This window comes from Bradyrhizobium sp. LTSP857 (assembly GCF_000938285.1).
Classification (GTDB): Bacteria; Pseudomonadota; Alphaproteobacteria; order Rhizobiales; family Xanthobacteraceae; genus Bradyrhizobium.
In genome coordinates, this window is sequence record NZ_JYMS01000046.1 from 401,181 (window position 1) to 425,534 (window position 24,354).

The following is a 24,354-nucleotide window of genomic DNA, read 5'->3' on the forward strand; positions in this document are numbered from 1 at the left end:
GTTCACCCCAAACTACCGCATCTCGTCCGGGGCATGGACGCCGAGGATGGCGAGGCCCGATGCCAAGACTGAGACGACGCCCTGGACCATGGCCAGCCGCGCCTTCGTTAGATCTGCATCATTATTGATAATGAAGCGTAAATAGGGCAAATCGCGCCCCTTCGTCCAAAGTGCGTGAAATTCGCTCGCTAAGTCATAGAGATAGAAGGCAATTCGGTGCGGCTCGTGGGCGCTGGCTGCCGCTTCCAGCATGCGCGGAAAAATTGCGAGCCGCTTGAGAAGGTCGAGCTCCACCGGGTCAGACAGCCGCTCCACCGCCGACTCACGAAGCCAAGCGATGCGCTTGTCTGCATCCTCTGGCAGGTCTGGGAACACCTCGGTCCGCGCGTTGCGGAAGATCGAGTGGCCGCGGGCATGGCCGTACTGGACGTAGAACACCGGGTTGTCGCGGGACTGCTCCATGACCTTGGCGAGGTCGAAGTCGAGCACTGCGTCGTTCTTGCGGTAGAGCATCATGAAGCGGACGGCGTCCTGGCCGACTTCATCCACCACCTCACGCAAGGTGACGAAGTCTCCGCTCCGCTTGGACATTTTCACCGGCTCGCCATTGCGCAGCAGCTTGACCAGCTGGACGATCTTGACGTCGAGCGCGCCCTTGCCGGAGGTCGTGGCCTTCACCGCCGCCTGCATGCGCTTGATATAGCCGCCATGATCGGCGCCCCAGACGTCGATCATCTCCGCAAAACCGCGGTCGAACTTGTTCTTGTGGTAGGCGATGTCGGAGGCGAAGTAGGTGTAGGAATTGTCCGACTTGATCAGCGGACGATCGACGTCGTCGCCGTAAGCTGTGGCCTTGAACAGCAACTGCTCGCGGTCCTCCCAGTCCTCGACCGGCGCGCCCTTCGGCGGCGGCAGGCGCCCCTCGTAGACGTCGCCTTTGGCCTTCAGGAAATCGATGGTCTCGGCAACCTTGTTGTTGCCGGTCTCGATCAGCGAGCGCTCCGAGAAGAACACGTCGTGGCGGATGTTGAGAGCGGCGAGGTCGCCCTTGATCTCGTCCATCATCATCGCGATCGCCTTGGCACGCACCGTCGGCAGCCATTGCGCCTCGCTCATCGCGCGGAGCTTGTCGCCATGCTCCTTCGCCAGTGCCGCGCCGACAGGCTTGAGATAATCGCCGGGATAAAGCCCTTCCGGGATCGCGCCGATATCCTCGCCAAGCGCCTCGCGATACCTGAGGAAGGCGGAGCGCGCGAGCACGTCGACCTGCGCGCCAGCGTCGTTGATGTAATACTCGCGCGTAACATCGTGGCCGCCGAACTGGAGCAGGCTCGCCAAGGCGTCGCCGAACACAGCACCGCGGCAATGGCCGACATGCATCGGTCCGGTCGGATTGGCCGAGACGTATTCGACATTGACCTTGGAGCCGCCGCGGACGCGGCCGTAATCGGCGCCCTCGCGCAGCACCGTCCGCAGCGCCTCCGCCCAGGCGGCGGGCTTGAGCGTCAGATTGATAAAGCCGGGACCGGCGACATCGACCTTGGCGATCAGCGCGTCGGCACGGAGCCGTTCGGCGATCTGCTCGGCGAGGTCGCGCGGCTTCGCCTTTGCCTCTTTCGCAAGCACCATGGCGGCGTTGGTCGCCATGTCGCCATGGGAGGCATCGCGCGGCGGCTCGACCACCACGCGCGAGAAATCGATGCCCTCGGGCCAACTGGCGTCGGCCGCGAGCGCGCGGCAGACAGCGTGCACGCGCCCGAGCACGTCGGCGAACAAATGCAGGGATGAGGATGTGTCGGGCATGGCCGCCGCCTAACGCAAATCCGGGGTCGAGTCAAAGAGCCGCTGGTGCTCGGTCAGGGCGAAACGGTCGGTCATTCCGGCAATGAAATTGCCGATCCGGCGGGCCCGGTCGGCCTCGTCGTCCCCCTCCGCTTCCACCAGCCATTCCGGCGGCAGCTCGCCCGGCGATGTCAGGTATTTTGCGAACAGGTCGAACAGGATCTGCTCCGCCTCCGCCATCACCCGCATCACGCGCTTGTGGCGGTACATGTGCTGGAAGAGGAATCGCTTGATGGCGGCCTCCTCATCGGCGACCTCGGCCGGGAACGCGACCAGCGCCCGGCTCTGCTGCCGGACGTCCTGGGCCGATTGCGGTTTCACGGCGGCGAGGTTCCTCTTGGCTTCCGCGAAGACCGCGCCGATCAGGTGCGAGATCAGCTCGCGTACCAGCTCGGCGCCACGCCTGACGTCTTCGAGATCGGGATAATGCGCCGAGGTCTCGGCGATGATCTCTGCCGTGAGCGGCATCACCTTGAGATCGTCGAGGTGAAACAGGCCGGCGCGCAGGCCATCGTCGATGTCGTGGGCGTCGTAGGCGATGTCGTCGGCGATCGCGGCCACCTGCGCTTCGAGCGAGGCGAAGCTCCAGAGCTCGAGGTCGTATGACTTGATGTAGTCGGCGATCCCGACGGGAATGCCGTGCTCACGATAGCGCCCGACCGGCGCGCCGCTGCGATCCGCTAGCGGCCCGTTGTGCTTGACGATGCCTTCCAGCGACTCCCAGGTCAGGTTGAGCCCGTCGAATTCGGGGTAACGATGCTCCAACGAGGCTACGACGCGCAACGCCTGGGCGTTGTGGTCGAAGCCGCCAAAATCCCTCAGGCAGGCGTCCAGCGCCCTCTCGCCGGCGTGCCCGAACGGCGGATGACCGAGATCATGGGCGAGCGCCAGCGTTTCCGTGAGGTCCTCGTCGAGCCCGAGCTGCCGGGCCAGTGCGCGGGCGATCTGCGCCACTTCCAGCGAATGGGTCAGCCGGGTCCGGTAGTGGTCGCCCTCGTGGAACACGAACACCTGGGTCTTGTACTTCAGGCGGCGGAACGCGGTGGAATGGATGACCCGGTCACAATCTCGCCGGAACGGGCTGCGGGTCTGGCTCGGCGGTTCCGCGACCAGCCGGCCACGGCTGCGATCGGGGTCGCAGGCATAGGGCGCACGGGTGGCAGCCATTCCGACGGACACGGCGAATTTAGTCCCTATCCATTTGATTCTGCGTATGGTGACACTTAACTATGCCGGGTGCGGGATACCAAATGAATTGGGCAAATGAATTTGGTATGACCGCGGGACTAGCGGAGACGAAGATGACGACTGACGTGACCATCAGTGACAGGGCCGCACGCCGGATTGGGGAGATCCTCAAGGGTGAAGGGTCTGGCGCGATGCTGCGGATCTCCGTCGAGGGCGGTGGCTGCTCCGGCTTCCAGTACAAGTTCGACATCGACCGTGCCCGCACCGACGACGATCTCGTGATCGAGCAGGCGAATGCAGTGGTCCTGGTCGATTCCGCCTCCCAGCCGTTTTTGGCGGGATCGCAGGTCGATTTCGTGGACGATCTGATCGGCGCCTCGTTCCGCGTCAACAATCCGAATGCGACCGCCTCGTGCGGCTGCGGGACCAGCTTCTCGATCTAGCCCGATTCAAAATCTGAAAAACAACCCCATGCACAGTAGCCGGGACGCCGGCGCGGCCAGTTTCGGCTTTTGCGAAGTACATTTGACCCGTCGGGCAAAACAGGGGTAGGATGTGATCATCGCGATATCCCCAAGGGCTGGGAGCTAGACCGGGCACACCCACGATCGCGAAAGTTTTGTTTGAGCGAGTCTGCCGCAGCACATCAAGTGATTAGGTGTCAGTCGTGACGTGGTCCCACGCTTGTTCATTGTATCCGATAAGCCAGTTCAAAGCGTAGTGCCTTTCTTGCGTCACGCCAGGATCGAGACCCGCCGGTACCTCCTGTCCCCCAATACGGGCATTTCTAACAGCCCAGTGGTACCTGTAGATCAGATCGGCCTGATCAAGAATGTCGGCGATCGGACGAAGTTCGGAGTCTTCGATGAACTGAGAGGTTGTCCTTTCGGCCATTGTCCCAGCGGCGAATTCCACGTCGCAAATCTGAGCTGGCTTTCCTAATTGCGCCACGAAGCCCAATGCCCAAAGCAGAGTCCAGGCGGCTTCGTGCCTCCAAGTGAATTGAATCCGGTCGTGCTGCGAGGGGGAATGGTCGAGCACGAAGGCGAGCTCCTGGGGAGTCAGATGTGGCCGGAGTTCGTATGATTCCAGAAGTTGTTCAACTAGCTCTTCCCCAAGCCCTTCGCCCTTTGCAGCAACGAAAAGGACGCAAAGAGTGCGCAGCGCGACTTCTTCTTTTGATCGTTTCAGCGCCTCAGCCGCGCTCTCAATAACGGGTAATGTGGCAAGGACAGGTACGCCCTCGGCTCGAAGGATCCCTTCTGACCTGAGCCTTCTATCAATAGCTTCCGCTGAGACCCCGCCATTGTCCGCTGCCAGCCCCTCATTCATCGCGCCCCCCAACACTTGTTGAACCTGCAATATTACGAGGCACCTTCGGCAGCGACAAGATCGAGCATTCCCATCGCAGCCGCTTGGAGCGCATGCCAGACTGCGGCATCGCCGTGGCGCGCCAGTAGCGGAAGACAGTTATCCAATGCGCATGATCAATCGTCTGTTCTGTTGCCTCGTTCTATTCGTTGCAGTCGCTGCCGTCCCGGTGCTCCCCCTGCACGCTGCCGAAACATGCCCGTTCATCAGCGCCCAGGAGCTCGCCGGTGCGATGCCGACGCTCAAATGGTCGCTGATTTCAAATCAGGACGGCCGCGGCTGCATCTACCAGGCCGGGCGCGGCGATACGATGATGCTGACCGTGTTCCGCAATCCCGACAAGGACCGCGCCAGGGAATTGTACGCGACCTTCGTCAAGACGCTTGGCGAGCGCATGCCGCTTAACGCAGTGTCCGGGATCGGCGACGAAGGTCAGGGCGGAACGAGCGCCGCCGGCGCGGAGCGCCAGGAGGCCTCGGTCGTCGCCTTGTCCGGCGATTACATTCTGCAGATCAGCGTCTATCCGATCGGCCGCCGTGCCGACGACGCGCTGCTCGGACCGATCACCCAAGCCGCGCGCGTCGCCATTGGCAATGTGAGCAAGACCAGCGAGCGGTTCGGCACTTGCGAATGGCTCACGCCTGGGGATGCCGACGGCTTCCTCGACAAGAGCACGCTGCAGGTCCAGCGGACCGGCGCGGGCAGCTGCATGATGTTCGATCGTGAGGCCAACACCATGACAGTCGCGGTGATTGCGATCTCGCGCGACACGTTCATCAGCATGATGAAGCGCACGGGCCCGTGCAAGCACGTGGCCATCCCCGAGCTCGGCAGTGAAGCGTTCGGCGAGCATTCCTGCACCAAGGGCAACGGCAATGCCGTCAACATCTTTGTCTGGAAGAACGGCAGGCAGGCCTCGATCCTGTTCGCGCCGGTCAAGCCGCATCCGGAGTCCGGCTCGGTCGAGCGCCTGAAGGTGATCGCCGGGCGAGTCTATGGAAAGCTTTAGGCGCCCGTCATCTGCCTTTCCTCGTCCGTCCACTCCACCTCGTCAGGCATCAGCTCCGGCTGGAGCGGCGCGTCCTCCGCCATCACGTGTCCGTCCAGCGCACGCAGCAAGGCTGCCACCAGCGCCGGCTTGCGTAGCGGTTTTGCCAGAAAGTCCGACATGCCGGCCTCGCGGCAGATCCTGACGTCCTCGGGGAAGGCGTTGGCGGTGAGCGCGATGATCGGCAAGGCTTCGAAGCGTCCACCCTGCGCGCGGATCGCCCGGGTCGCGGCAAGGCCGTCCATGTCGGGCATGCGGACGTCCATCAACACGACATCGTAGTCGCCCTCGGAGGCCGCCTCGACGGCCTCGACGCCGTCGGTGACGACGCGCAAATCGACATCGAAGGCGCCAAGCATCTTGCTCACGACCATGCGATTGACGGCATCGTCCTCGGCGACCAGCACCTTCAGCGGCCGATCGAGGCCGGCGATACGGGCCTTGAGCTCATCGGCTTCATCGCGGTCTGCATTCTGGTCGGACGCCTGCGCCTGGCTCCAGGGCAGCACCAGCGTGAAGCGGAAGGTCGAGCCCTCACCCGACGTCGAAGTGACGCCGATGGTGCCGCCCATCTGCTCGATGATGCGGCGTGAGATCGCAAGCCCAAGCCCGGTGCCGCCGAAGCGGCGGCTGATCGAAGCGTCGGCCTGCGCGAAGTCGGAGAACAGCTGGCCGAGCTTCTCGGGCGCGATGCCGATGCCGCTGTCGGTCACGGTCCATTCAACGGTCGCGAGCAGGTCGCGGCGCGCCTGGCAGGTGGCCTTGATTGTCACCTCGCCTTCGTCGGTGAATTTTACCGCGTTGGACGCGAGGTTGAGCAGCACCTGCCGGATGCGGGCGACATCGCCACGCAGTGTCGGCGGCAAGTTTGGATCGAGCTCGACCTTGATCGCGAGCCCCTTGCTCTTGGCGCTTGCGCGCACGACGGTCGCGACCGTTTCCACCAGCGCTTGCGGGGCGAAGTCGATGGCCTCGAACGCGAAGCGCCCGGCCTCGAGCTTGGAGAGATCGAGGATGTCGTTGAGGATGCGCTGGAGATTGTCACCGGACTCGTGAATGCTGGTGACGGCCTCGTGCTGCTCCGGATCGAGCTTGGTCTCGAGCAGCATGCTGGCAAGCCCGAGCACGCCGTTCATGGGCGTGCGGATCTCATGGCTCATCACCGCCAGGAAGTCGGACTTGGCGCGGCTCTCGGCCTCGGCCTTCTCCGCGCGCCAGCGCTCGGTAATGTCGCGCCCGAAGCCGCGATAACCGAGGAATTGGCCGTCGCGGTCGTAGGCCGGCTTCGCCGTCAGCGACCATAGCCGCGCCTCGCCACCGGCGACGACCTTGAGGTTCATCTCGTGCAGCGGCTCGGCGTGCTCCATCAGGCCGACGACGTTGTAGGCGGCCGCCTTGTCTTCGGGGCAGAGCATGTCGAGCACGTCGGCGAAATGCGATCCCTTCAGCAGCGGAAGCGGCAGCTGCGCGACGTCGGCGAAGCGTTCAGGCACGTCGGTGAGATGCCCTTCGGCGTCGGTCTGCCACAGCCAGTCGCTGGCGTTCTCCTGGAAATCCTTCAGCAGCAGCGAGATGATTTCGGTCTGCCGTTCAAGCTCGAGCTGGGCCTTGAGATTGCCGAGAAACAGATTGCCCTGCGAGACGATGTTGCGCGCCATGAAGAACGCGAACAGCAGCAGGAACACTGCGGTCAGCGCATATGGACCAGCACCGCACAGCAGCATCGCTCCGGCGCAGGCAACCGTCATGGTCGCGAGATAGACGAGGCCGGCGCGCGGGAAGGTCGAGAGCGTGAAGGCACCACCCGACATCATGCCGACCATCAGGCAGGCCAGGATCAACTGGCTGGTCGGCCCGACCCGGCTGAACAGCGCCAGCGGCAGCGTGCCCCAGATCGCGGCGAGGAAGAATGCCTGCCGGAGCATCTGTCGCGCAGCGCGCGGTGAAGCTTCCTCCGGCGGGTTCTGATGCGAACGCCGCCACGCGCGCACCGCGAGCGACGCAGAGGTGGCGAGCGTCAGGCCCCAGATCGTGAGGAAGTCGTTCCAGCCCCTGCCCCAGAACAGGATCAGCACGATGGCGACGTTGAGCATGGTCACAGCCATCGTCACCGGAATCAGCCGCGTCACCGCGTCGATCTGCTTGGCGCGGATCCGGCGCAGCTCGCGCTCGCTGAGACCGGCGGTCAGGCCGTCCTCGATCTCGAAGCCGCCGAGCCAATACAGGAACGCGCCGATCAGGCCGTCATGCGGCTCAGTCTGTTGTGTGGATTTGTCCGGCCATCCCATCCGCGGAACCTTTTCCGCATCAATGGCCTGCGGCCTGCTTAAGCCGGGTTAATTTTGTGGGAGATTTTGCGGCGTCCTTGACGGGCGCGTTTACATTTTGTTCTAACGAGGCCCCGTTTGGAGCGCCCCGCAATGCCGATCAGAGTAGCCACCTGGAACGTGAATTCGGTCCGGCAGCGGATCGATCTTCTGCTGACCTGGCTCAGGGAGTGCCAGCCGGACATCGTCTGCCTCCAGGAGATCAAATGCGTCGACGAGGCCTTCCCGCGGCTGGAGATCGAGGCGCTCGGCTATAACGTGGTCACTCACGGGCAGAAGACGTTCAACGGCGTCGCCCTGTTGTCGAAATTGCCGTTCGACGAGACCAAATCGGGGCTGGCCGGCGACGACGAGGATGCGCATGCCCGCTTCCTCGAGGGTGTGGTGACACTCAAGCGCGGGGTGCTGCGCATCGCCTGTCTCTATCTGCCCAACGGTAACCCGGTCGGAACCGAGAAATATCCCTATAAGCTCAAATGGATGTCTCGGCTTCTTGAGTATTCGAAGGAGCGCCTTAAGACCGAGGAGCCGCTGATCCTCGCAGGCGACTTCAATGTCATCCCGGCTGCCCGCGACGTCCACAATCCCGCCGCCTGGACCGAGGACGCCCTGTTCAAGCCCGAGACGCGGGAGAGCTTTCAGTCGCTGCTTGGGCTCGGCCTGACCGATGCGCTGCGGGCGGTGACGGACGAGCCCGGGCTCTACACCTTCTGGGACTACCAGGCCGGCGCCTGGCAGAAGAACCACGGCCTGCGCATCGACCATCTGCTGCTGTCGCCGCAGGCCAGCGATCGGCTCGCCAATGTCGGGATCGACAGCTATGTGCGCAGCTGGGAGAAGCCGTCGGATCACGTGCCGGTGTGGGCGGATCTGGATCTAGAGGCGGCGTGACGCCGCCTCTACAGGCCTACTCGCGGCGGCCTTGCACCCACTGTTCCAGCATTTGCAGGCACATGGCGCGGTCGTCATCGGAGGCCTTGGAGAAGGCGCGGTTGTAGTTTTCCTTGATCCAGGTCTCGTCGGTTCCGGCGCTGTCACGCGCCAGGGTCAGCCACATCAGACCGCGTGCGGCCTGCCGCGGCAGGCGGTCACCGTTGAACAGCATCTGGCCCAGCAGCGCCTGGGCTTCATGCTGGCCCTTCTGGGCGGCCAGGCCGAGCCAACGCGCGCCGTAGCGGAAATCCTCGCGCGAGGCGTCCGGGGTCTTCAGATAGAGCCGGGCGAGATCGTATTGCGCATCCGCATTGCCGAAATAGGACGCGGCATAGGAGAACATCTCCCGCGCCCGGTCCGGATCCGGTTTGATCTTCGAGTTCGGGATGCCGCTCAGATAGTAGCGGCCGAGCGCGACGAAGGCATTGGCCACGACCTGCGCCTGCGGCGCCGACGGGCTGTCCTCGGCATGCGCATTCGCGATCCGGCTGAAATATTCGAAGGCGCGCACGTCGTCCTGGGCGACGCCGTCGCCATTGGCGTACATGCGGCCGAGCTTCCACTGCGCAATCGGGTGGCCGCCCTCGGCGGCATATTGCAGGGCGCTGAGCGAGGTTTCCTGGCCGGTCACGGCCGGCGGCGCAGCCTTGCGCACCGTGCCCGCGGCACCCGGCAAGGTGGTCACCACCGGGATGGTCGCATCCTTCTGGTTGACCGGCGCGCCGTCGAAGGCGAGCGCCGGCGCGGCCAGCGCGGTAGCCCCCAACACAAACGCAACGATGGTACGCCTAGATGTCCGCATAACACTGTTTCTCGTGCGCGCCGCCAGGATGGGTTACTGCCCCATCGACCGCTGGTCCAACCTGCTGAGCATATTTCCAGAGCGCACCCGACGTATGGTTAGTCGCGCGAGGGCTCCATTTGGTCTTGCGTTGCGCGAGCTCGGCGTCGCTCAATTTTACGTTAAGGATTCCGGCCACGGCGTCGATCTCGATGATGTCGCCATCCTGCAACAGTGCGATCGGGCCGCCGATGGCGGCCTCGGGCCCGACATGGCCGATGCAGAAGCCGCGGGTGGCACCGGAGAAGCGGCCGTCGGTGATGAGCGCGATCTTGCCGCCCATGCCCTGCCCGGTCAGCGCCGCGGTGGTCTGGAGCATCTCCCGCATGCCGGGGCCACCCTTGGGGCCCTCGTAGCGGATCACGATGACTTCGCCTTCGCGGTATGTGCGGTTCTGGACGGCCTCAAAGGCGTCCTCTTCCCGGTCAAAGCAACGCGCCGGACCGGTGAACCTCAGATTGGACATTCCCGCGACTTTCACGATCGCACCTTCTGGCGCCAAATTGCCCTTCAGACCGACCACACCGCCGGTGACGGTGATGGGGTGGTCTGCCGGGTGCACCACGTCCTGGTGCGGATTCCATTTAACGCTTTTGAGATTTTCGGCGATCGTTCGACCGGTGACCGTAATGCAGTCGCCGTGGAGAAATCCGTTGTCGAGCAGCGTCTTCATCAGAAGCGGTATGCCGCCAACTTCAAACATGTCTTTGGCGACATAACGGCCACCCGGCTTCAAATCCGCGACATATGGTGTCTTTTTGAAGATTTCGGCGACGTCGAACAGGTCGAACTTGATTCCGGCCTCGTGCGCGATCGCAGGCAGGTGCAGTGCAGCATTGGTCGAGCCGCCGGACGCGGCGACCACAGCGGCCGCATTCTCGAGCGCCTTGCGGGTGACGATGTCACGCGGCCGGATATTGGACGCGATCAACTCCATCACCTTCTCGCCCGCGGTCGTGCAGAAGGCGTCGCGGATTTCATACGGTGCCGGGGCACCGGCCGAGTACGGCAACGCCAGGCCAATCGCCTCGGAGACGGTCGCCATGGTGTTGGCGGTGAACTGCGCGCCGCAGGCGCCGGCCGAGGGGCATGCCACGCGCTCAATTTCGTCGAGATCCTCGTCCGACATGGCGCCGACCGAGTGCTTGCCGACCGCCTCGAACATGTCCTGCACGGTGACCTGCTGGCCGCGGAAATTGCCGGGCAGGATCGAGCCGCCATAGATGAAGATCGAGGGCACGTTGAGGCGGACCATCGCCATCATCATGCCCGGCAGCGACTTGTCGCAGCCGGCGAGCCCGACCAGCGCGTCATAGGCGTGGCCGCGGACGGTCAGCTCGACGGAGTCGGCGATGCATTCGCGCGACGGCAGCGAGGAGCGCATGCCGTCATGGCCCATGGCGATGCCGTCGGTGACGGTGATGGTGCAGAATTCGCGCGGCGTGCCGCCGGCCGACGCCACGCCCTTCTTCACCGCCTGCGCCTGGCGCATCAGGGAGATGTTGCAGGGCGCGGCCTCGTTCCAGCAGGAAGCGACGCCGACGAAGGGCTGGTGGATCTGCTCGGTGGTCAGACCCATGGCGTAGAAGTAGGAGCGATGGGGCGCGCGCGTAGGGCCTTCCGTCACGTGACGGCTTGGCAGCCTCTGCTTGATGTTGGTCTTCGCGTCCATGCGCCTAGTTTCCTTGGCGACCAGTTTCCTTGGCTAACCCTTGTCAGACCCGGAACATCAGACCCAAGATTTGAATCGACCTTGGGATTTCCCGTCGCCCTTCGCCGGCTGCCGTCGCCCCTAAACATTAGAGCGATTTTATTCATGTTCAGGTGTGGCCAAAAAGCGGCGTGGATGCGAACGGACTGCGATAAGGGTTAAATCGCGCGGGAATGTTGCATAGACAGCACAATCGTGGCCTGGAGGACACGAATAAGACTACTGCGATACCCTCACGGAGAGGGCAATCCACAACTTCAGATTTTGGAGCAGGCTCGGCGCGCCCGGCACTCAGCTCAATGAGGGGGTTCCTTGAGCTGAGTCGCGAGCGGCACTGCCAGCTCCGTCATTCCGGTGAGCGCTCATCGTCATTGTGAGCGCAGCGAAGCAATCCAGAATATTTCCGCGGAGGAGTGCGTGGTAACGTCGTTCATTTCCAACTCCCACCTTCCCTCGCAGACACACCTTCGCGTTCTCGCGGCCCAATTCGCCCGAGCTTTGCTTGATCTCTCCACCCTCTTATCCAAGAGGGCGCAGGGAAGGCCGGGTGCCGGCTGGCACCCACGGTCCGCTGTGCGCGGGTAGCGCAAAAGGAATTGCACAGCGGCATACAGGTGAAGCCGAACACACGGCCTTCCCTGCGCGATGGGTTGACGGCTTATGCCGTGCTCTCCCGGGAGCCGAGTTCGTTCTGGCCTCCCTCACCTTCGCGAAAGTCGCCGACACCGCGCCGGTTGACGCGAATGCCGCCTCCGCGAAAGCTTGACCGTAGCAACGACGGCCAGGACCACACGGTTTTGCCGTACGCGCGTTCGCTTGTTCGCCACAGAGCCCGACGGCGTGGTGCACACAGCCACCGGGATATTGGCGAGACGAACTCTCAGCGCCGCTCGTCGGCGTGAAGCCTCGGGCTCACGGAGAGCAATCCGCCCTGCCCGCACATCTCACGCCCGACGCTGCTGCGTCCACCGCAAGCCCGGCTCGCGAAAAATGACGACACATGATCGCCCCTCAAGGTCGAGCCGGGATGGCCGACACATACGACAAATCCGAATTTCGGTAAAGTGGAATATTTTCAGGCTCACGGCTTGACGGACTTCGCAAGTGTTTTGCCCGTCGGGCAACCGAGACAGCATCGTGAAGTCAGATCAGCCGCGGTGGGCCAAAACGAGGCCTAACCAGATCTAGACGCGCGCATCAGCACCATGATCGAAACGCGCGAAGATCGCGCTCGTCACCGCACCAAGCGAACTCCAGAACACCAGGCTGGTTACCGTGACAGCCGTGACGAACTGATGCGTGAGCGAGGACGGCACGTTGGTCTCGACCTGCGCGAGCTCGGGCGCACCGATCAAGTGGGGCAGGATCAGGAGGATCACGCCGGCAATGACCGCCGGCACCGAACGGCGGAACACGATCAACGCGAGGCCCGCAGCAGTCGCCAGCGCAGCCGCCGTCCACCAGATCTGGCGTGACACGAGCGGCGCGGCCGGCACGCCCGGCAACTCCGGCGCCAGGCCGAGGCCGGGGGCAATGGTGAAGACGGCAAAACCCGCCAATCCCCACATCAGTCCTTCGTGCCAGGAGACGCGCTCGCCGGTCGCACCGCTACGGACGGCGAAGAATCCGGCCAGCAGCAACGCGAAGCCGATCGCGGTCAGCACGTTGGCGGCAGCCGTGTAGGCGTTGCGCTCGAACCCGTCTCGCGGCTCCCACGCTTCAGCGCCATGATCATGAGAAGCGTGGTCATGACCTGCGTGTTCAGGGCTTGCATGGTCATGGCCAGCTGCGGCCGGCTGCGGCGCCGCCTCATGCTGATGGGTCTCCGTGGCCTTCTCGAAGACCTCGGCTTTCAGGATCAGGGGAACGGTGCCGAACTGCTGGGCGACCGTGACGAGGAGACCAACGATGAAACCGGCAATGACCGACGAGAAAACGATCGAACGAAACGTGCTCATGCCGCCCCGGTTAGTGGCAGGGGAAGGCGTTCGAATGGCGCACGTCGTGCGCGGCATTGTGGACGACGTCGATATGCGAGAAGCCGACGACTCCGACGACGAACAGGCCGAGCACCATGGCCATCAAGGCTTGCGAAAGCCGGCCCACCTGCCCGGCGGCGACCGGGAAATGCGTGACCTGAGCATTCGAGAGCTGGGATTGGCTCATGACTTTTCTCCGTTAGCGATTTGGTAGTCTTCTAGCAGCTTCCGGGCGACGTCGCGACTGGTAAGATGCAGGCTCATCCCCACAGAAATGCCCTTGCGGGCGATCTTGGCGCTGGCCGCCTCCCGGAATGCAGCCTCGAAACGGCGGAAATAGCCGAGGCAATCCTCCGGCGAGGGCTCTACGCCGATCAGGGTGCGGAATGCGCCGCGATGCACGGCGCAAATCGCGCCGTGTCCCCGGACCGGAAAGACCACGGACGCGATGTCGTCACGCCATCGGACTTCGTCGTTCAAGCCGACATCGCGCGGCCGCGCCCGAACGGATCGATCATACGGACGATCTCACAGGCAGCGACGAGGCCGCCGAGCCACACGGCGCTGGTCAGCCCAATCCGCGTCACGATGGCCAAGGTGAAGGCGCCCTCTCCGCCCAAAAACGGCGCCGCGGCCAGCAGCGTGAACTCATAAGCCGCATAGGCAACGACGAGGGTGAGCGCGAGCACCAGCGGTGTGCGGCCCTGTGGCAGCGCGCGGAGCATGGCCGACGATGCCGCAGTCGCGGCGAGCGCAGCGGCGCCGATGACAAAGCCCCAGGCGATCGTGCTGACGTCGATGGGATAGTGCAGCGCGCCGAAGCCGATGGTCTGGTTGACCAGCCACGCCCCGGTGACGACCAGCAGCGCCGGCCGCAGCGGCAGCATCGCCGGCGCAACCACCGCGAACGCCGCAAACGGTGTCGCGCAGGCGAGCGCGAAGCTTGCGAGCGCACATGAGATCGTCAGCAGCGCAAAGCAGAACATCGTGGCATGGCGCGGCGCGACCGGGTGAAGCCGGAAACGGTCGGCGTGGGACGAAAGCATGTCGGTGGCCATCATTGATCTCCTGACCGCGACGCTACCACATTTGCCGGGAGGTGAACCGCCCCGATGTGGCTCGCACGCGACCAGCGGACCGGCCCTAGGCGGACGTCCTCTCCGAGCGAGTCTTGATCACCGCCCGCTCGCCGGCATCGACGAGCTGGCCGAGACCGGTGCGGCCCGTGAGCGCGCAGCGGATGATGTTTTCGGCGACCGATTTGCGGAAGCCGTGATCGTCGCCGCTGGGGCGATTGCGGCAAATCCGATCAAGCGCCAGCTTCATGTTGATCCGTGTGCGGGTGTCGAAATGCTCGCTGATCATTCGCCCAGCCTCGATGTATTGATGTCAGGGCAGGAACGTCTGAGGGACGCCCGGGTTCCAAACCGGGATCACGCGAGGTCCGATGCACGGCTGCCTATGATCGCCCGCGCGGTCGCTGGGCCTGAGCCCAGGCTGTGGTGACGTCGCGCGGCGGAGTGTCGATGCGCCGGATCGGCGTCAATTCGCCAGAGGCGGAGACGATCGCGGTCTCCTCGCGGCAGCAGCGCGGGCACACGAAGCGGACCTCGTGCGGCTGCGCCGACCAGCTCGCACGTTTGACGTTGGCCGCCATCGGCCATGCCTCGCAATGCGAGCACGACACCAGAAATCGACCAGGATCGAGCATACCCATTTCATCGGACTCCGCGTCCTGCCTGCTCCTTCAATGACGATCTCATGGAAATCGTTCCGGTGCCGGGGCACCGTCAGCCTATCGGGTGGCGTCCCAGCGTCCGCTGTTCCCCGACCGCGGCCACATCCGCGCCAGTGTTCCATCGCGCGTCACCACGGCGTGCCAAGCGGTCGCAGCAATGTGCAACGCGACGGCGGCATAGACGACCCAGGCGAGCGCGTCGTGCGTCACCTCGCCGGCATGAGCAATCGCCGGACTATCGGTCACCAGCCGCGGCCAGCTGAATGTCCAAAAGTATTTCAGCGAGTAGCCGCCGGCCGAGGAGAACGCGTAGCCGGTGAGCGGCATCGCGAACAGGATGGCATAGAGCGCGACGTGATTGAGTCGCGCCGCGAAGCGCACCAGCGCGCCGAACGACGACGGCTCAGGCGGCACCTGCGTGGCCAGCCGCACCATCAGCCGCAGGGCCGACAGGAACAGCAACGTCATGCCGAGCGACTTGTGCACCTCCAGCAGTTCGCGGCGCGGCGACGTGCCCGGCGGCTGGAGGCCGCAATAGAAACCGATCAGCATGGCTGTGATGAACAGCACCGCCGTCGCCCAGTGAATCCTGCGCAGCAGCGGCGCATAGGCCGTCGTCTCATCCACCGGCATCAGGCTTCGTCGGCAATTCCGTTGCGCAGCAGGCCGACCTTGTCGATCTCGACCTCGACGACGTCACCGGCCTTCATCCAGATCGGCGGGGNGGGGTGCGCCGCGAGCCGACACCGCCGGGCGTGCCGGTGGCGATGACGTCGCCGGGCTCGAGCCGCGTGAACTGGGAGCAATATTCGATCTGGCGGGGGATATCGAAGATCATCTGGTCGATGGTGGTGTCCTGCACCAGCTCGCCGTTCAGCCGGGTTTGGAGCCGCAAGCGGCGGACATCGCCGACCTCGTCGGCCGTCACCAGATATGGGCCGAAGCCACCGGTTGCGGGAAAATTCTTGCCCGGCGTGAACTGGTGGGTGTGGCGCTGATAGTCACGCACGCTGCCCTCATTGTAGCAGGCATAGCCGGCGATATGGCCCCACGCCTCGCTGCGCGGGATGTAGCGGCCGGCCTTGCCGATCACGACCGCAAGCTCGCCCTCGAAGTCGAGCTGGGTCGAGACCTTCGGGCGGATGATATTGGTGAGATGCCCGGTCTGGCTGTTGGCGAAGCGGCCGAACACGGTGGGGTTCTCGACCTCCGTGCGCCCGGTCTCCTTGCGATGGTTTTCGTAGTTCAGGCCGATGCAGAGGATCTTGTCCGGGTTCGGGATCACCGGCAGGAAGGCGATCTTCGACAGCGGATGACGCTTGGCCTTGGCAGCGGAAGCTGCGGCCTCGGCCAGCGCGCCTGCGGCGATCGCCGATTTCAGGTCGGGGTAGCGGCTCCCCGGGACGGCACCGAGATCGGCGACGTCATTGCCCTCCACCAGGCCCCATGAGGCGGCGTTGTCGATTTCAAAGCTTGCGAATTTCATCCGATGTCCCCTGACGCTGGAACCAGCCTATCAGGTCGATCCATCCGGAACGATGGCGGCAGGGAGATGGCGCGGTTGCGATCCGTGCAACGATCCTTGCAAAGCCCCCGATGCGCCGCTCAGTGCGCACCCCTGAGCGTGCAGGAGGTGGTGCAAGTCACCGTATTGCCGTGGTCGCACGATTTGCAGGCATTGACGCACTGGTTCATGTCGCGGGCATTGTAGGAGCTGTAGTTCCGCACCGGGCAAGACGCGGTCGAGCCGGTGATATCCTGCTCCTGATTACACGCTGCCGTCATGAGGGCAAACACAATGACCACAAGGAGACGCATGGGACCGCACTCCGTGGGACTGCTGCATCGCAACGAGCCCCGGCATTCCCAACATGAGGAATTGCATGGGCATCCCTCACATCCGCATCGAGGATGCGTGCCAAACGTTAAGAACGGCTTGCGATCGCGCGAAATCCCGCAAAGGCAGGGATGCCCGGCATCGCGCCTCGATCCGACTGTCACCCTTCCGCGGCGTCAGGCTGCGGCCTTGGTCGCAATTGCCTGCCGCATATCCACCGCCAGCTGGCGGTATTGCTCGGAAAGTTTCAGGTAAAATTCGCGCTTCTTGCTGTCGGTGGCGAGCTTGGTGATCAACTCGCATTCGGCGGTGAGCGTCTCGAACCGTTCCAGCCTGTCCTCAAGATCTGTCATCGGCGTATCCCCATCAAACGCCTCAAGGACGACAAATCTAAGCCCGGGAAATAGGTCACGGCCAACATCATTATGGAGTAGAATCTCTTTTTGTCCGGAAAGACACACTTGGCAGGCGCGTTGCGCCGCAGGCATTCCCGATATTGACGCATCCCAAAGCAGGTGCCAGTTTCGTGATCGGTAGTGTCTGCAAGGACTCTCCAAGGGAATGCGGTGCGCCCGTCTCGGCGGGCTATTCCGCGGCTGCCCCCGCAACTGTAGGCGGATAGCCGACGACCAGAAAACCACTGGAGCCCGTTTGGGTCTCTGGGAAGGTGGTCGAAGGCAGTGACCCGCGAGCCAGGAAACCTGCTACCAGCCATGGTCACGCGCGAACGCATTGGGCGGGGTGCCTCGATGTCGGACAAGTAGCCGGTGCATCTGCCGCCTGGGGCGAAGGCAGATGACTAGGCAACCGCGGTGACATTTTGTTGCGTCGCCGCAGAGTATTGTTGTGCAAAATCCACATTTCGCTTCTGGCGTCACGCCAGGGTTTTCGCGTGCCTTCCTGATCGCCCTGCTCTCGTCCGCATCGCTGTCTTCCACGGCGATCGCGCAAAGTGCGACCCAGGATAAGCCCTCCCGGGAGGTCGGCCCGATCGTCGTCTCCCCGTCCGGTCCGAGGCCAGCTGCCGCCGTGAGCCCCGGCAATCAGAGATCACGTACAGCGCGCCGGGCCGCAGGGCGCAAGCCCACAGCTCCGGCCGTTGCGGCCCCGGCAAGTCTGCCTCCGAGCGGCACGGTGCAGACGCCGCTGAACACGGCCGCCGTCACTGACGTCGGCTCCCGGCTCGGGATCACGGCACGCGAGGCGCCGGCCACCGTCGAGGTCATCAGCCAGCAGACCATGCAGGACCGGGGCATCAGAACCACCACCGACGTTGCCAAGGCGGCGGTTGGCGTGACCGGCGGCGATGCACCTGGCGCGCCCGCCATCTTCTCGATGCGCGGCTTCAGCGGGGATCAGCTCACCACGCTCTACAACGGCATCCCGATCGGGCCGTCGACCATGACCGGCCGCCCCATGGACGTCGCCGGCTTGCAGCAAGTGGAGATCATCAAGGGACCGGACTCGCTGGTGGCGGGCCTCGGCGCAACCGGCGGCGCCGTCAACTACGTCACCAAGGCGCCGCACATAGGGCCGATCGTCAACGAGGCCTTCACCTCCTACGACTCATTCCACGGCTACCGCGCCGGCTACGGATCGGGCGGCAGCATGCTGGTCGACGGCCTCGACTATCGGTTCGACATCAGCCATTCCAACGACAAGGGCTTTATCGACGACACCTACTCCAAGCTCAGCAACGTCTCCGGCCAGCTGAATTATCGCGTCAATGAAAGCTTCAAGATCTGGGGCGCGGCCGAGTACAAGCAGGACAGCGACCGCTTCTATTGGGGAACGCCGCTGGTGCCGGTCAACGCACCGGGCATCGTGCCGACCAACGGCATCGTGTCGGGCCAGTGGAGCAACTATTATCTCGGCGGCGGCACGCCGGTCCCGGTCACCGTTGACGCGCGCACGCTGACAACGAACTACAATGTGCTCGACAATCACAGCGGCGCCAGCGAGCTCTGGCTGCGCAGCGGCTTTCAATGGGACATCACCAACAACATCTCGCTGAAGAGTCAGGTCTACGGCTATGATGCCCACCGGCACTGGTTCAACAACGAGATCTCGTCGTTCGACCAGACCGTAGGCAACTTCGCCGGCGCGCAAAGCATCTATCGCGAGCGCCTGGCGCTCGATCACGCACAGCGGCTCTACGGCAACATCACCGACCTGACGATCAATTCCAACATCGGCGGAATGGACAATCGATTTGTCGCCACCGTGGCGGCGAGCAGCAGCCAGTTCAACGTCTCGCAGGATACGCTGTTCTTCAATGATTACGTCGACCTCCTCAATCCGGACCGCGGCCTCTATGGGCCCCGCAGCGACGAGAAGATCTACACGCATCTCGACATGACGGCGCTGTCGTTCGAGGACCGGCTCAAGCTGACCTCGACCTTCGCCCTGATCGGCGGCATTCGCTTCGAGGATATCGAGCTGGCGCGGACCCGCTTCTTTCCCGACGGCACCCTGGAGTCGGCAAAGGGCTACCCGTTCTCGAAGAAATTCAATCCGATCACTGGACGGGTCGGCTACACCTGGGACATCGCGCCCGGCGTGATGCTGTACAGCCAGTATGCGACCGCCGCCGATCCGACCGTGGCCAACATCTTCATCCTCGCGCCGTCAGTGCCGCTGCTACTGACGACGTCGCGGACCTACGAGACCGGGGTGAAGGTGCAATCGGCCGACAAACGGGCGGAGTTCACGTTCTCGGCCTTCGATATCGAGCGCAAGAACGTCTATGTCCCCGAAAGCGGCATCGAGTTCAACGTGGCTGGCAAGATGGAATCCAAGGGCATCGAGATCGCAGGCGCGATCAACCCGGTTGGCGGGCTGAAGCTGTGGGGCAATGTCGCCTTCGTGCAGTCGCGGTTCATCGATTTCAACTATGTCGACGACAACGGGGTGTTCCAATCCTATTCCGGCAAGACGCCGCCAAACGTGCCGAACTTCATCGCCAATGCCGGTGCGTCCTATCGCTTCGACACAATACTGCCGGTGGAGATCGGGGGCTCGGTCCGTCACGTCGGCGACCGCTTCAACTTCCAGGACAATCTGGTCATCATGAACGCCTACACGATCTTCGACGCGTTCGCGTTCGTCGACATCCCGAAGGCCTATTTCCCTGGTGTCGACCAGACCCGGATCAGCTTCCGCGTGAAGAACCTGACCAACAAGCTTTACGCCGCCTGGGGCGACCCTGGATACACCGACCAGATCATCCTGGGCGCACCGCGCAGCTATGAGGTGGCCGCTTCGTTCAAGTGGTGATCTGCGCTCGGCCTGAATCGGTTATTTCTGCTCCATCCGCCAGGCGCCGTCCCAATCAGCAGCAGGCGGACTGGTGTCGAACTGCACAATGCGGGTGAGCATGGTTTGCGAGGGGCCGTCGCCGGGGACGCTCTCCAGCGCGGCGTTGAACGCCGTGCGCGCCTCATCGAAACAGCGCGCGCGATAGGCCGCGAGCCCCGTGGCATAGTGCTGCCGCAGGCTCTCCTGTGGCGCGGTCAGCGCACCCGTCCTGCCCATCACCTCGAAGACGGGTTGCGGTGCACTCTGGCCCACCACTGCGAGACGATCAATCTCGCGCAATTCGAGACGCGATCCGATCGCATCTGCGGTCGCCTGCGCGATCAGGATGCGGGTGCCGTAGACCTTGTTGGCTGCCTCCAGCCGCGAGGCGAGGTTCACCGCGTCGCCCATCACGGTAAAGCTCATCATCAGCTCAGAGCCGATGCTGCCGGTCAAGACCTCGCCGGTGGCGATGCCGATCCTCAGGTCGCAGAGCGCGGGCATGGCACGGATGCCGAGCAGATCCGGCAATTGCTTCTGGAGCGCCGGCACCTGCTCGATCATGTCGACGGCGGCAAGGCCTGCAAGAACGGCCTGCTCGTCCTCCTCGATGAAGGGCGGGCCCCAATAGGACATGATGGCGTCGCCGATATATTTGTCGATGACGCCGCGGTTGTTCCGGATCGGGCCGGACATCACCGTGAAATAGTGGTTCATCACTTTGACGAGGCCGCGCGGGGTCATGCCCTCGCTCATCGAGGTGAAGCCGCTCATGTCGCAGAACATGATGGTCATCACCCGGCGCTGGCCGTCGATGGCGACCTCCGGCCGGTCGATCAGGCCCTGCACCACCTTGGGATCGATGTAGCGGCCAAAGGTCTCGCGGATGCGCTCGTTCTGGCGCAACTGCTCGACCATGCGGTTGAAGGCAGCGGCAAGCTCACCGATCTCGTCCTGGGTCGAGACAGTGATGGCCTTGTCGAAGCGGCCGGCCTCGACCTCGCGGGTGCCGGCGAGCAGCAGCCGCACCGGACGGGTGATCCCGCTACTGACCAATAGCGCAAAGACAAATCCGACGATCGCCGCGAGCAGGGTCACGATGCCCGAGATGATGATCGCCTGCCGCTGGTGGCGGATCACCTGCGACGTAGAGGCGAAGACCTGCTTGAGCATGTCGGAACGGATCGCGTCGATCTTCTGGTTGAACTGGTCGCGCAGCGCGTCGATGTGCTCGAGCGTGCCCCTCGCCTCCGCCATCTGCTTGGCGTCGATCTGCTTGAGGAGCTTTGCATGGTCCTCGTTCTGGTCGCGGCGCAGCTCGGTGACGGCGGTCTCGATCCGGGTCTCGATCCGCGCCAGCGCGGCATTGTCGGAAGGCGTCCGTGTATCGTCGATGATCGCGTTGATGTGCTTGCGCGCGGCCTCGGCCTCCTCGTCGATCTTCCGGTCCGCCTCCTCGAACTCGCGAAGACGCGCCGCATAGGCCTCCTCCTCGGAAGGCGCCTGCATCTTCATCATGACCATGCGCCGCAGTGCGACCGATCGCTCCAGCGAACGGATATTGGCGCGCGCCAGATCCCCATAGGCCGGGATGTAGCGGTCGGTCAGCTCGTCAAGGAGGATTCCGACCTGGCTCGACATCACCATCGACAGGATCGAGGTGACCAGCATCAGGACGATCAATCCGAGGGCGATGCCGACGATTTTGCGCCGGATCGTCTGGTTGAAAATCGGCATATGTGCGGAACAAAAGCTGAAAAAGGACGGGTCCGGGAACTCATTACACCGGTTTTTGGTGCGGGAATATGCGCAATCTGGCCATTCGTGGCGCCCTCGACCGCCCACAACCGTCGCGCCAGCCTTAATCGTTAACAAAGATTAAAGGCCTCATTCTATCCCCCGTTGCACAAGTTCCCGCGTTCCATCCGTATTTTGCCGCATTGTTGCGACAGCGTGAGGAATGCGAAACGATGCTGTGTCACGGTTTTTGATAGCGTTCTGATTCTCGAGCCGCATGTCGTCGCGGACTTTGGTTTGTACTGGTTTCGCAGGGGGACCACGGAATGAACCAGTGCCTACGCTCGCTCGCGTGTGTCATTGCCATGGCCGCTGTGGCGCTCCTTCCGACGGAGCTGGCAGCGAAGAGCAGTCACAAATCGTCAGCGTCAAAGAAGACGCATGAGGCCAAGGCCGGCAAGCACGGCAAACATGCCGAGGCCAAACGCAAGTCGAAGAAGCAGGACGACGAGCCCGCAGACAAGCCGGCACCGCCGCCGCTCACCGGCGACCTCGCCGCGCTGAAGGACGCCATCGACCTCGCGCGCAAGGGCAAGACCGATGACGCGAGCGCGGCACGCGACCGGATCGCCGATCCGGCCGGGCAAAAACTCGCCGACTGGTTCATGCTGCGCCATTCCGAGAGCACCGCGAATTTCAAGCGCTACGCCGGCTTCCTCGCCGCCAATCCGGACTGGCCGAGCAGCGCACTGCTGCGCCGGCGCGCCGAGGCGCGGCTGTGGCAGGAGAAGAGCGACGCGGCCACCGTGCACAAATTCACGATGGATCGGCCGACCAGCGCCAAGGGCAAGTTTGCGCTCGCCCGCGTGCTGCTCACGGAAGGCGACAGCGACAGGGCCACGCGTCTCGTCCGCGAAGCCTGGCGCATGGATGAATTGTCCGAGCGCAGCGAAGAGGATTCCTACGAAGCATTCCACGATCTCCTGACCGCGGACGACCATCGCGCACGCATGGACAAACGTCTGGGCGCCAAGGACTACGCCGGTGCGCGGCGCGTGGCAAAACGTCTCGGCGAGGATGCGCTCGCGATCGTCAAGGCCTGCGCTGCGGTCAATGGCAAGGAAAACAAGGCCAAGGATTATCTCGACGACGTATCAGCCGATGCGCGCCGCGACCTCGGCTACGTTCTGTGCCGCACGCAATGGCACCTCCAGAAGGACCGCATCGACGATGCGGCCGAAGTGATTTTGGCCGCATCGCCCGACACGATGGCGGCGCAGGATACGGACGCCTGGTGGCGCGAGCGGCGCCTGCTCGCGCGAAAACTGCTCGACCAGGGCAAGTCGAGGACCGCCTATGACGTGGTGCGCGCCGCCGCGGTGCCGGAGATGGAGGTCTACCGCGTCGACTATCACTTCATGTGCGGCTGGATCGCGTTGCGCTATCTCGACGATCCCAAAACCGCATTAATGCACTTCGCCGCGATCGACGAGGGCTCGGCCAATCCGATCGCATTGTCTCGGGCGCATTATTGGCGCGGCCGAGCGGCGGAGGCGATGAACGCAACGGCCGACGCACGCCTGAGCTATCAGGCCGCCGCGCGCTATCCGACCGCCTATTACGGCCAGCTCGCGCGCGCAAGGCTTGGCCTCGACCGGATCGAGCTGCGCCCGCCCTCGCCTGTGCTGGCTTCAGCCGACACGCCACCCGCGGACGAACGCGTGCGTGCCGCCGACATGCTGTACGGGATCGGCGAGCGCGACACGGTGTTCTATTATGCCGAGGACTTTGCCAAGGAGAGCACCGACGTCGCAGCCCTCGAAGGGCTCGGCGAACTCGCCGGCCAACGCAATGACGCGCGCGTCATGCTCGAGATCGGCAAGTCGGCGCTGGCGCGCGGGCTCGCGCTCGACCATTACGCCTTCCCGACCATCGGTATCCCCGAGCACAAGCAGGTTGCGCCGGCCATCGAGACCAGCGTGATCTATTCGGTGGCGCGCACCGAAAGCTCGTTCAACCAGCGTGACAAGTCGGCCGCCAACGCGGTCGGACTGATGCAGGTGACGCCGGAAGCCGGCCGCGACACCGCCAAGCGCTTCGGCGTGACCTATGACTGGGACAGGATGGTCTCCGATCCCGTCTACAACACGCAGATGGGCGCAGCCGAGCTCAGCGCTCTGCTGTCGGAATATCGCGGCGACCAGATCATGACCTTCGCCGGCTACAATGCCGGCCGCGGTCGTGTGCGCGAATGGGTGCAGGCGCATGGCGACCCCAGGGATCCCAAGGTCGATCCGGTCGACTGGGTCGAGCGCATCCCGCTGTCGGAGACGCGCAACTATGTGCAGCGCGTGATCGAGAATGTGCTGGTCTACCGCGCGCGGTTCGAGGGCAGCGGTGCGATGGCCGGCAAGAGCGATCAGCGCGTGGTGACGCAGGATGCCGCTGCCGCCCCGCGCGCTGCGGCGACGCCAGTGGGGTTTACGGGATCGGAGTGAGGTCGAA

20 protein-coding genes, 2 pseudogenes and 1 riboswitch are annotated in these 24,354 nt (G+C 63.9%); of the genes and pseudogenes, 5 read left to right on the forward strand and 17 right to left on the reverse strand.

Annotated elements, in window-relative coordinates; genetic code table 11:
* Nucleotides 1-12: 12 nt before the first annotated feature.
* Both argS and UP06_RS31335 read right to left on the reverse strand, forming a co-directional pair.
* Nucleotides 13-1,803: an arginine--tRNA ligase gene (argS, locus tag UP06_RS31330; RefSeq protein ID WP_045007531.1), complete on the reverse strand. Its 1,791-nt coding sequence runs from the start codon at nt 1,801-1,803 to the stop codon at nt 13-15.
* 9 nt (nt 1,804-1,812) lie between these two features.
* The gene (locus UP06_RS31335; protein ID WP_156163348.1) at nt 1,813-3,021 is read right to left on the reverse strand and encodes a deoxyguanosinetriphosphate triphosphohydrolase; all 1,209 of its coding nucleotides are present in this window, start codon (nt 3,019-3,021) and stop codon (nt 1,813-1,815) included.
* 122 nt (nt 3,022-3,143) lie between these two features.
* On the opposite strand from UP06_RS31335, the gene erpA reads away from it, so the two are divergent.
* Nucleotides 3,144-3,473: an iron-sulfur cluster insertion protein ErpA gene (erpA, locus tag UP06_RS31340; protein ID WP_045007646.1), complete on the forward strand. Its 330-nt coding sequence runs from the start codon at nt 3,144-3,146 to the stop codon at nt 3,471-3,473.
* 211 nt (nt 3,474-3,684) lie between these two features.
* Here erpA and UP06_RS31345 read toward each other — a convergent pair whose 3' ends face one another.
* On the reverse strand, nt 3,685-4,362 hold the full coding sequence (locus UP06_RS31345) for a DUF4272 domain-containing protein (protein WP_045007647.1): 678 nt from the start codon (nt 4,360-4,362) through the stop codon (nt 3,685-3,687).
* Nucleotides 4,363-4,507: 145 nt separating this feature from the next.
* Here UP06_RS31345 and UP06_RS31350 point away from each other — a divergent pair, with 145 nt between their 5' ends.
* Nucleotides 4,508-5,410 (forward strand): hypothetical protein, encoded by a 903-nt coding sequence (locus tag UP06_RS31350; protein ID WP_045007533.1) that lies wholly within the window; start codon nt 4,508-4,510, stop codon nt 5,408-5,410.
* On the opposite strand, the gene UP06_RS31355 is transcribed toward UP06_RS31350, so the two are convergent.
* On the reverse strand, nt 5,407-7,737 hold the full coding sequence (locus UP06_RS31355; RefSeq protein WP_045007534.1) for a hybrid sensor histidine kinase/response regulator: 2,331 nt from the start codon (nt 7,735-7,737) through the stop codon (nt 5,407-5,409). The genes UP06_RS31350 and UP06_RS31355 overlap by 4 nt on opposite strands.
* A 132-nt stretch (nt 7,738-7,869) precedes the next feature.
* On the opposite strand from UP06_RS31355, the gene xth reads away from it, so the two are divergent.
* On the forward strand, nt 7,870-8,667 hold the full coding sequence (xth, locus tag UP06_RS31360) for an exodeoxyribonuclease III (protein ID WP_045007535.1): 798 nt from the start codon (nt 7,870-7,872) through the stop codon (nt 8,665-8,667).
* 16 nt (nt 8,668-8,683) lie between these two features.
* Here the strand turns inward: xth and UP06_RS31365 are convergent, their stop codons facing one another.
* From UP06_RS31365 to UP06_RS41725, 12 genes and pseudogenes are all read right to left on the reverse strand, one after another.
* Entirely contained in the window at nt 8,684-9,511 is an 828-nt protein-coding gene (locus UP06_RS31365; protein WP_045007536.1) for a tetratricopeptide repeat protein, read from the reverse strand.
* Nucleotides 9,498-11,222 (reverse strand): dihydroxy-acid dehydratase, encoded by a 1,725-nt coding sequence (gene ilvD, locus UP06_RS31370; RefSeq protein ID WP_045007537.1) that lies wholly within the window; start codon nt 11,220-11,222, stop codon nt 9,498-9,500. The genes UP06_RS31365 and ilvD overlap by 14 nt, the downstream gene beginning before the upstream one ends.
* Before the next feature lie 1,223 nt (nt 11,223-12,445).
* Entirely contained in the window at nt 12,446-13,219 is a 774-nt protein-coding gene (locus UP06_RS31375) for a CbtA family protein (RefSeq protein ID WP_045007538.1), read from the reverse strand.
* A gap of 10 nt (nt 13,220-13,229) precedes the next feature.
* Nucleotides 13,230-13,427, reverse strand: a complete 198-nt coding sequence (locus tag UP06_RS31380; protein ID WP_045007539.1) for a CbtB domain-containing protein — start codon at nt 13,425-13,427, stop codon at nt 13,230-13,232.
* Nucleotides 13,424-13,720, reverse strand: coding sequence for a DUF1488 family protein (locus UP06_RS31385; protein ID WP_045007540.1), 297 nt, complete (start codon nt 13,718-13,720; stop codon nt 13,424-13,426). Before UP06_RS31385 ends, UP06_RS31380 begins: the two co-directional genes overlap by 4 nt.
* A complete protein-coding gene (locus tag UP06_RS31390) occupies nt 13,717-14,298 on the reverse strand; it encodes a hypothetical protein (protein ID WP_045007648.1) in 582 nt (193 codons plus the stop codon). The genes UP06_RS31385 and UP06_RS31390 overlap by 4 nt, the downstream gene beginning before the upstream one ends.
* Before the next feature lie 85 nt (nt 14,299-14,383).
* On the reverse strand, nt 14,384-14,605 hold the full coding sequence (locus tag UP06_RS31395) for a hypothetical protein (RefSeq protein ID WP_045007541.1): 222 nt from the start codon (nt 14,603-14,605) through the stop codon (nt 14,384-14,386).
* A gap of 94 nt (nt 14,606-14,699) precedes the next feature.
* Nucleotides 14,700-14,957, reverse strand: coding sequence for a hypothetical protein (locus tag UP06_RS41720; protein WP_045007542.1), 258 nt, complete (start codon nt 14,955-14,957; stop codon nt 14,700-14,702).
* Between the two features lie 78 nt (nt 14,958-15,035).
* Nucleotides 15,036-15,611: a cytochrome b gene (locus UP06_RS31405; protein WP_045007543.1), complete on the reverse strand. Its 576-nt coding sequence runs from the start codon at nt 15,609-15,611 to the stop codon at nt 15,036-15,038.
* Nucleotides 15,611-15,702: pseudogene (locus tag UP06_RS42270) on the reverse strand (fumarylacetoacetate hydrolase family protein); the annotation flags it as partial. The gene UP06_RS31405 and the pseudogene UP06_RS42270, both read right to left, overlap by 1 nt.
* A gap of 1 nt (nt 15,703) precedes the next feature.
* A pseudogene (locus tag UP06_RS31410) lies at nt 15,704-16,464 on the reverse strand (fumarylacetoacetate hydrolase family protein); the annotation flags it as partial.
* A 527-nt stretch (nt 16,465-16,991) separates the two neighbouring features.
* The gene (locus UP06_RS41725; RefSeq protein ID WP_197087431.1) at nt 16,992-17,168 is read right to left on the reverse strand and encodes a hypothetical protein; all 177 of its coding nucleotides are present in this window, start codon (nt 17,166-17,168) and stop codon (nt 16,992-16,994) included.
* 164 nt (nt 17,169-17,332) lie between these two features.
* A riboswitch (cobalamin riboswitch) is annotated at nt 17,333-17,538 on the forward strand.
* Nucleotides 17,539-17,661: 123 nt separating this feature from the next.
* On the opposite strand from UP06_RS41725, the gene UP06_RS31415 reads away from it, so the two are divergent.
* Nucleotides 17,662-20,091 (forward strand): TonB-dependent receptor, encoded by a 2,430-nt coding sequence (locus tag UP06_RS31415; RefSeq protein WP_045007544.1) that lies wholly within the window; start codon nt 17,662-17,664, stop codon nt 20,089-20,091.
* 21 nt (nt 20,092-20,112) lie between these two features.
* On the opposite strand, the gene UP06_RS31420 is transcribed toward UP06_RS31415, so the two are convergent.
* Nucleotides 20,113-21,849 (reverse strand): adenylate/guanylate cyclase domain-containing protein, encoded by a 1,737-nt coding sequence (locus tag UP06_RS31420; RefSeq protein WP_045007545.1) that lies wholly within the window; start codon nt 21,847-21,849, stop codon nt 20,113-20,115.
* Between the two features lie 326 nt (nt 21,850-22,175).
* Between UP06_RS31420 and UP06_RS31425 the strand changes: the two genes are divergently transcribed.
* Nucleotides 22,176-24,347, forward strand: coding sequence for a lytic transglycosylase domain-containing protein (locus UP06_RS31425; RefSeq protein ID WP_045007546.1), 2,172 nt, complete (start codon nt 22,176-22,178; stop codon nt 24,345-24,347).
* The last annotated feature ends 7 nt before the right edge of the window (nt 24,348-24,354 follow it).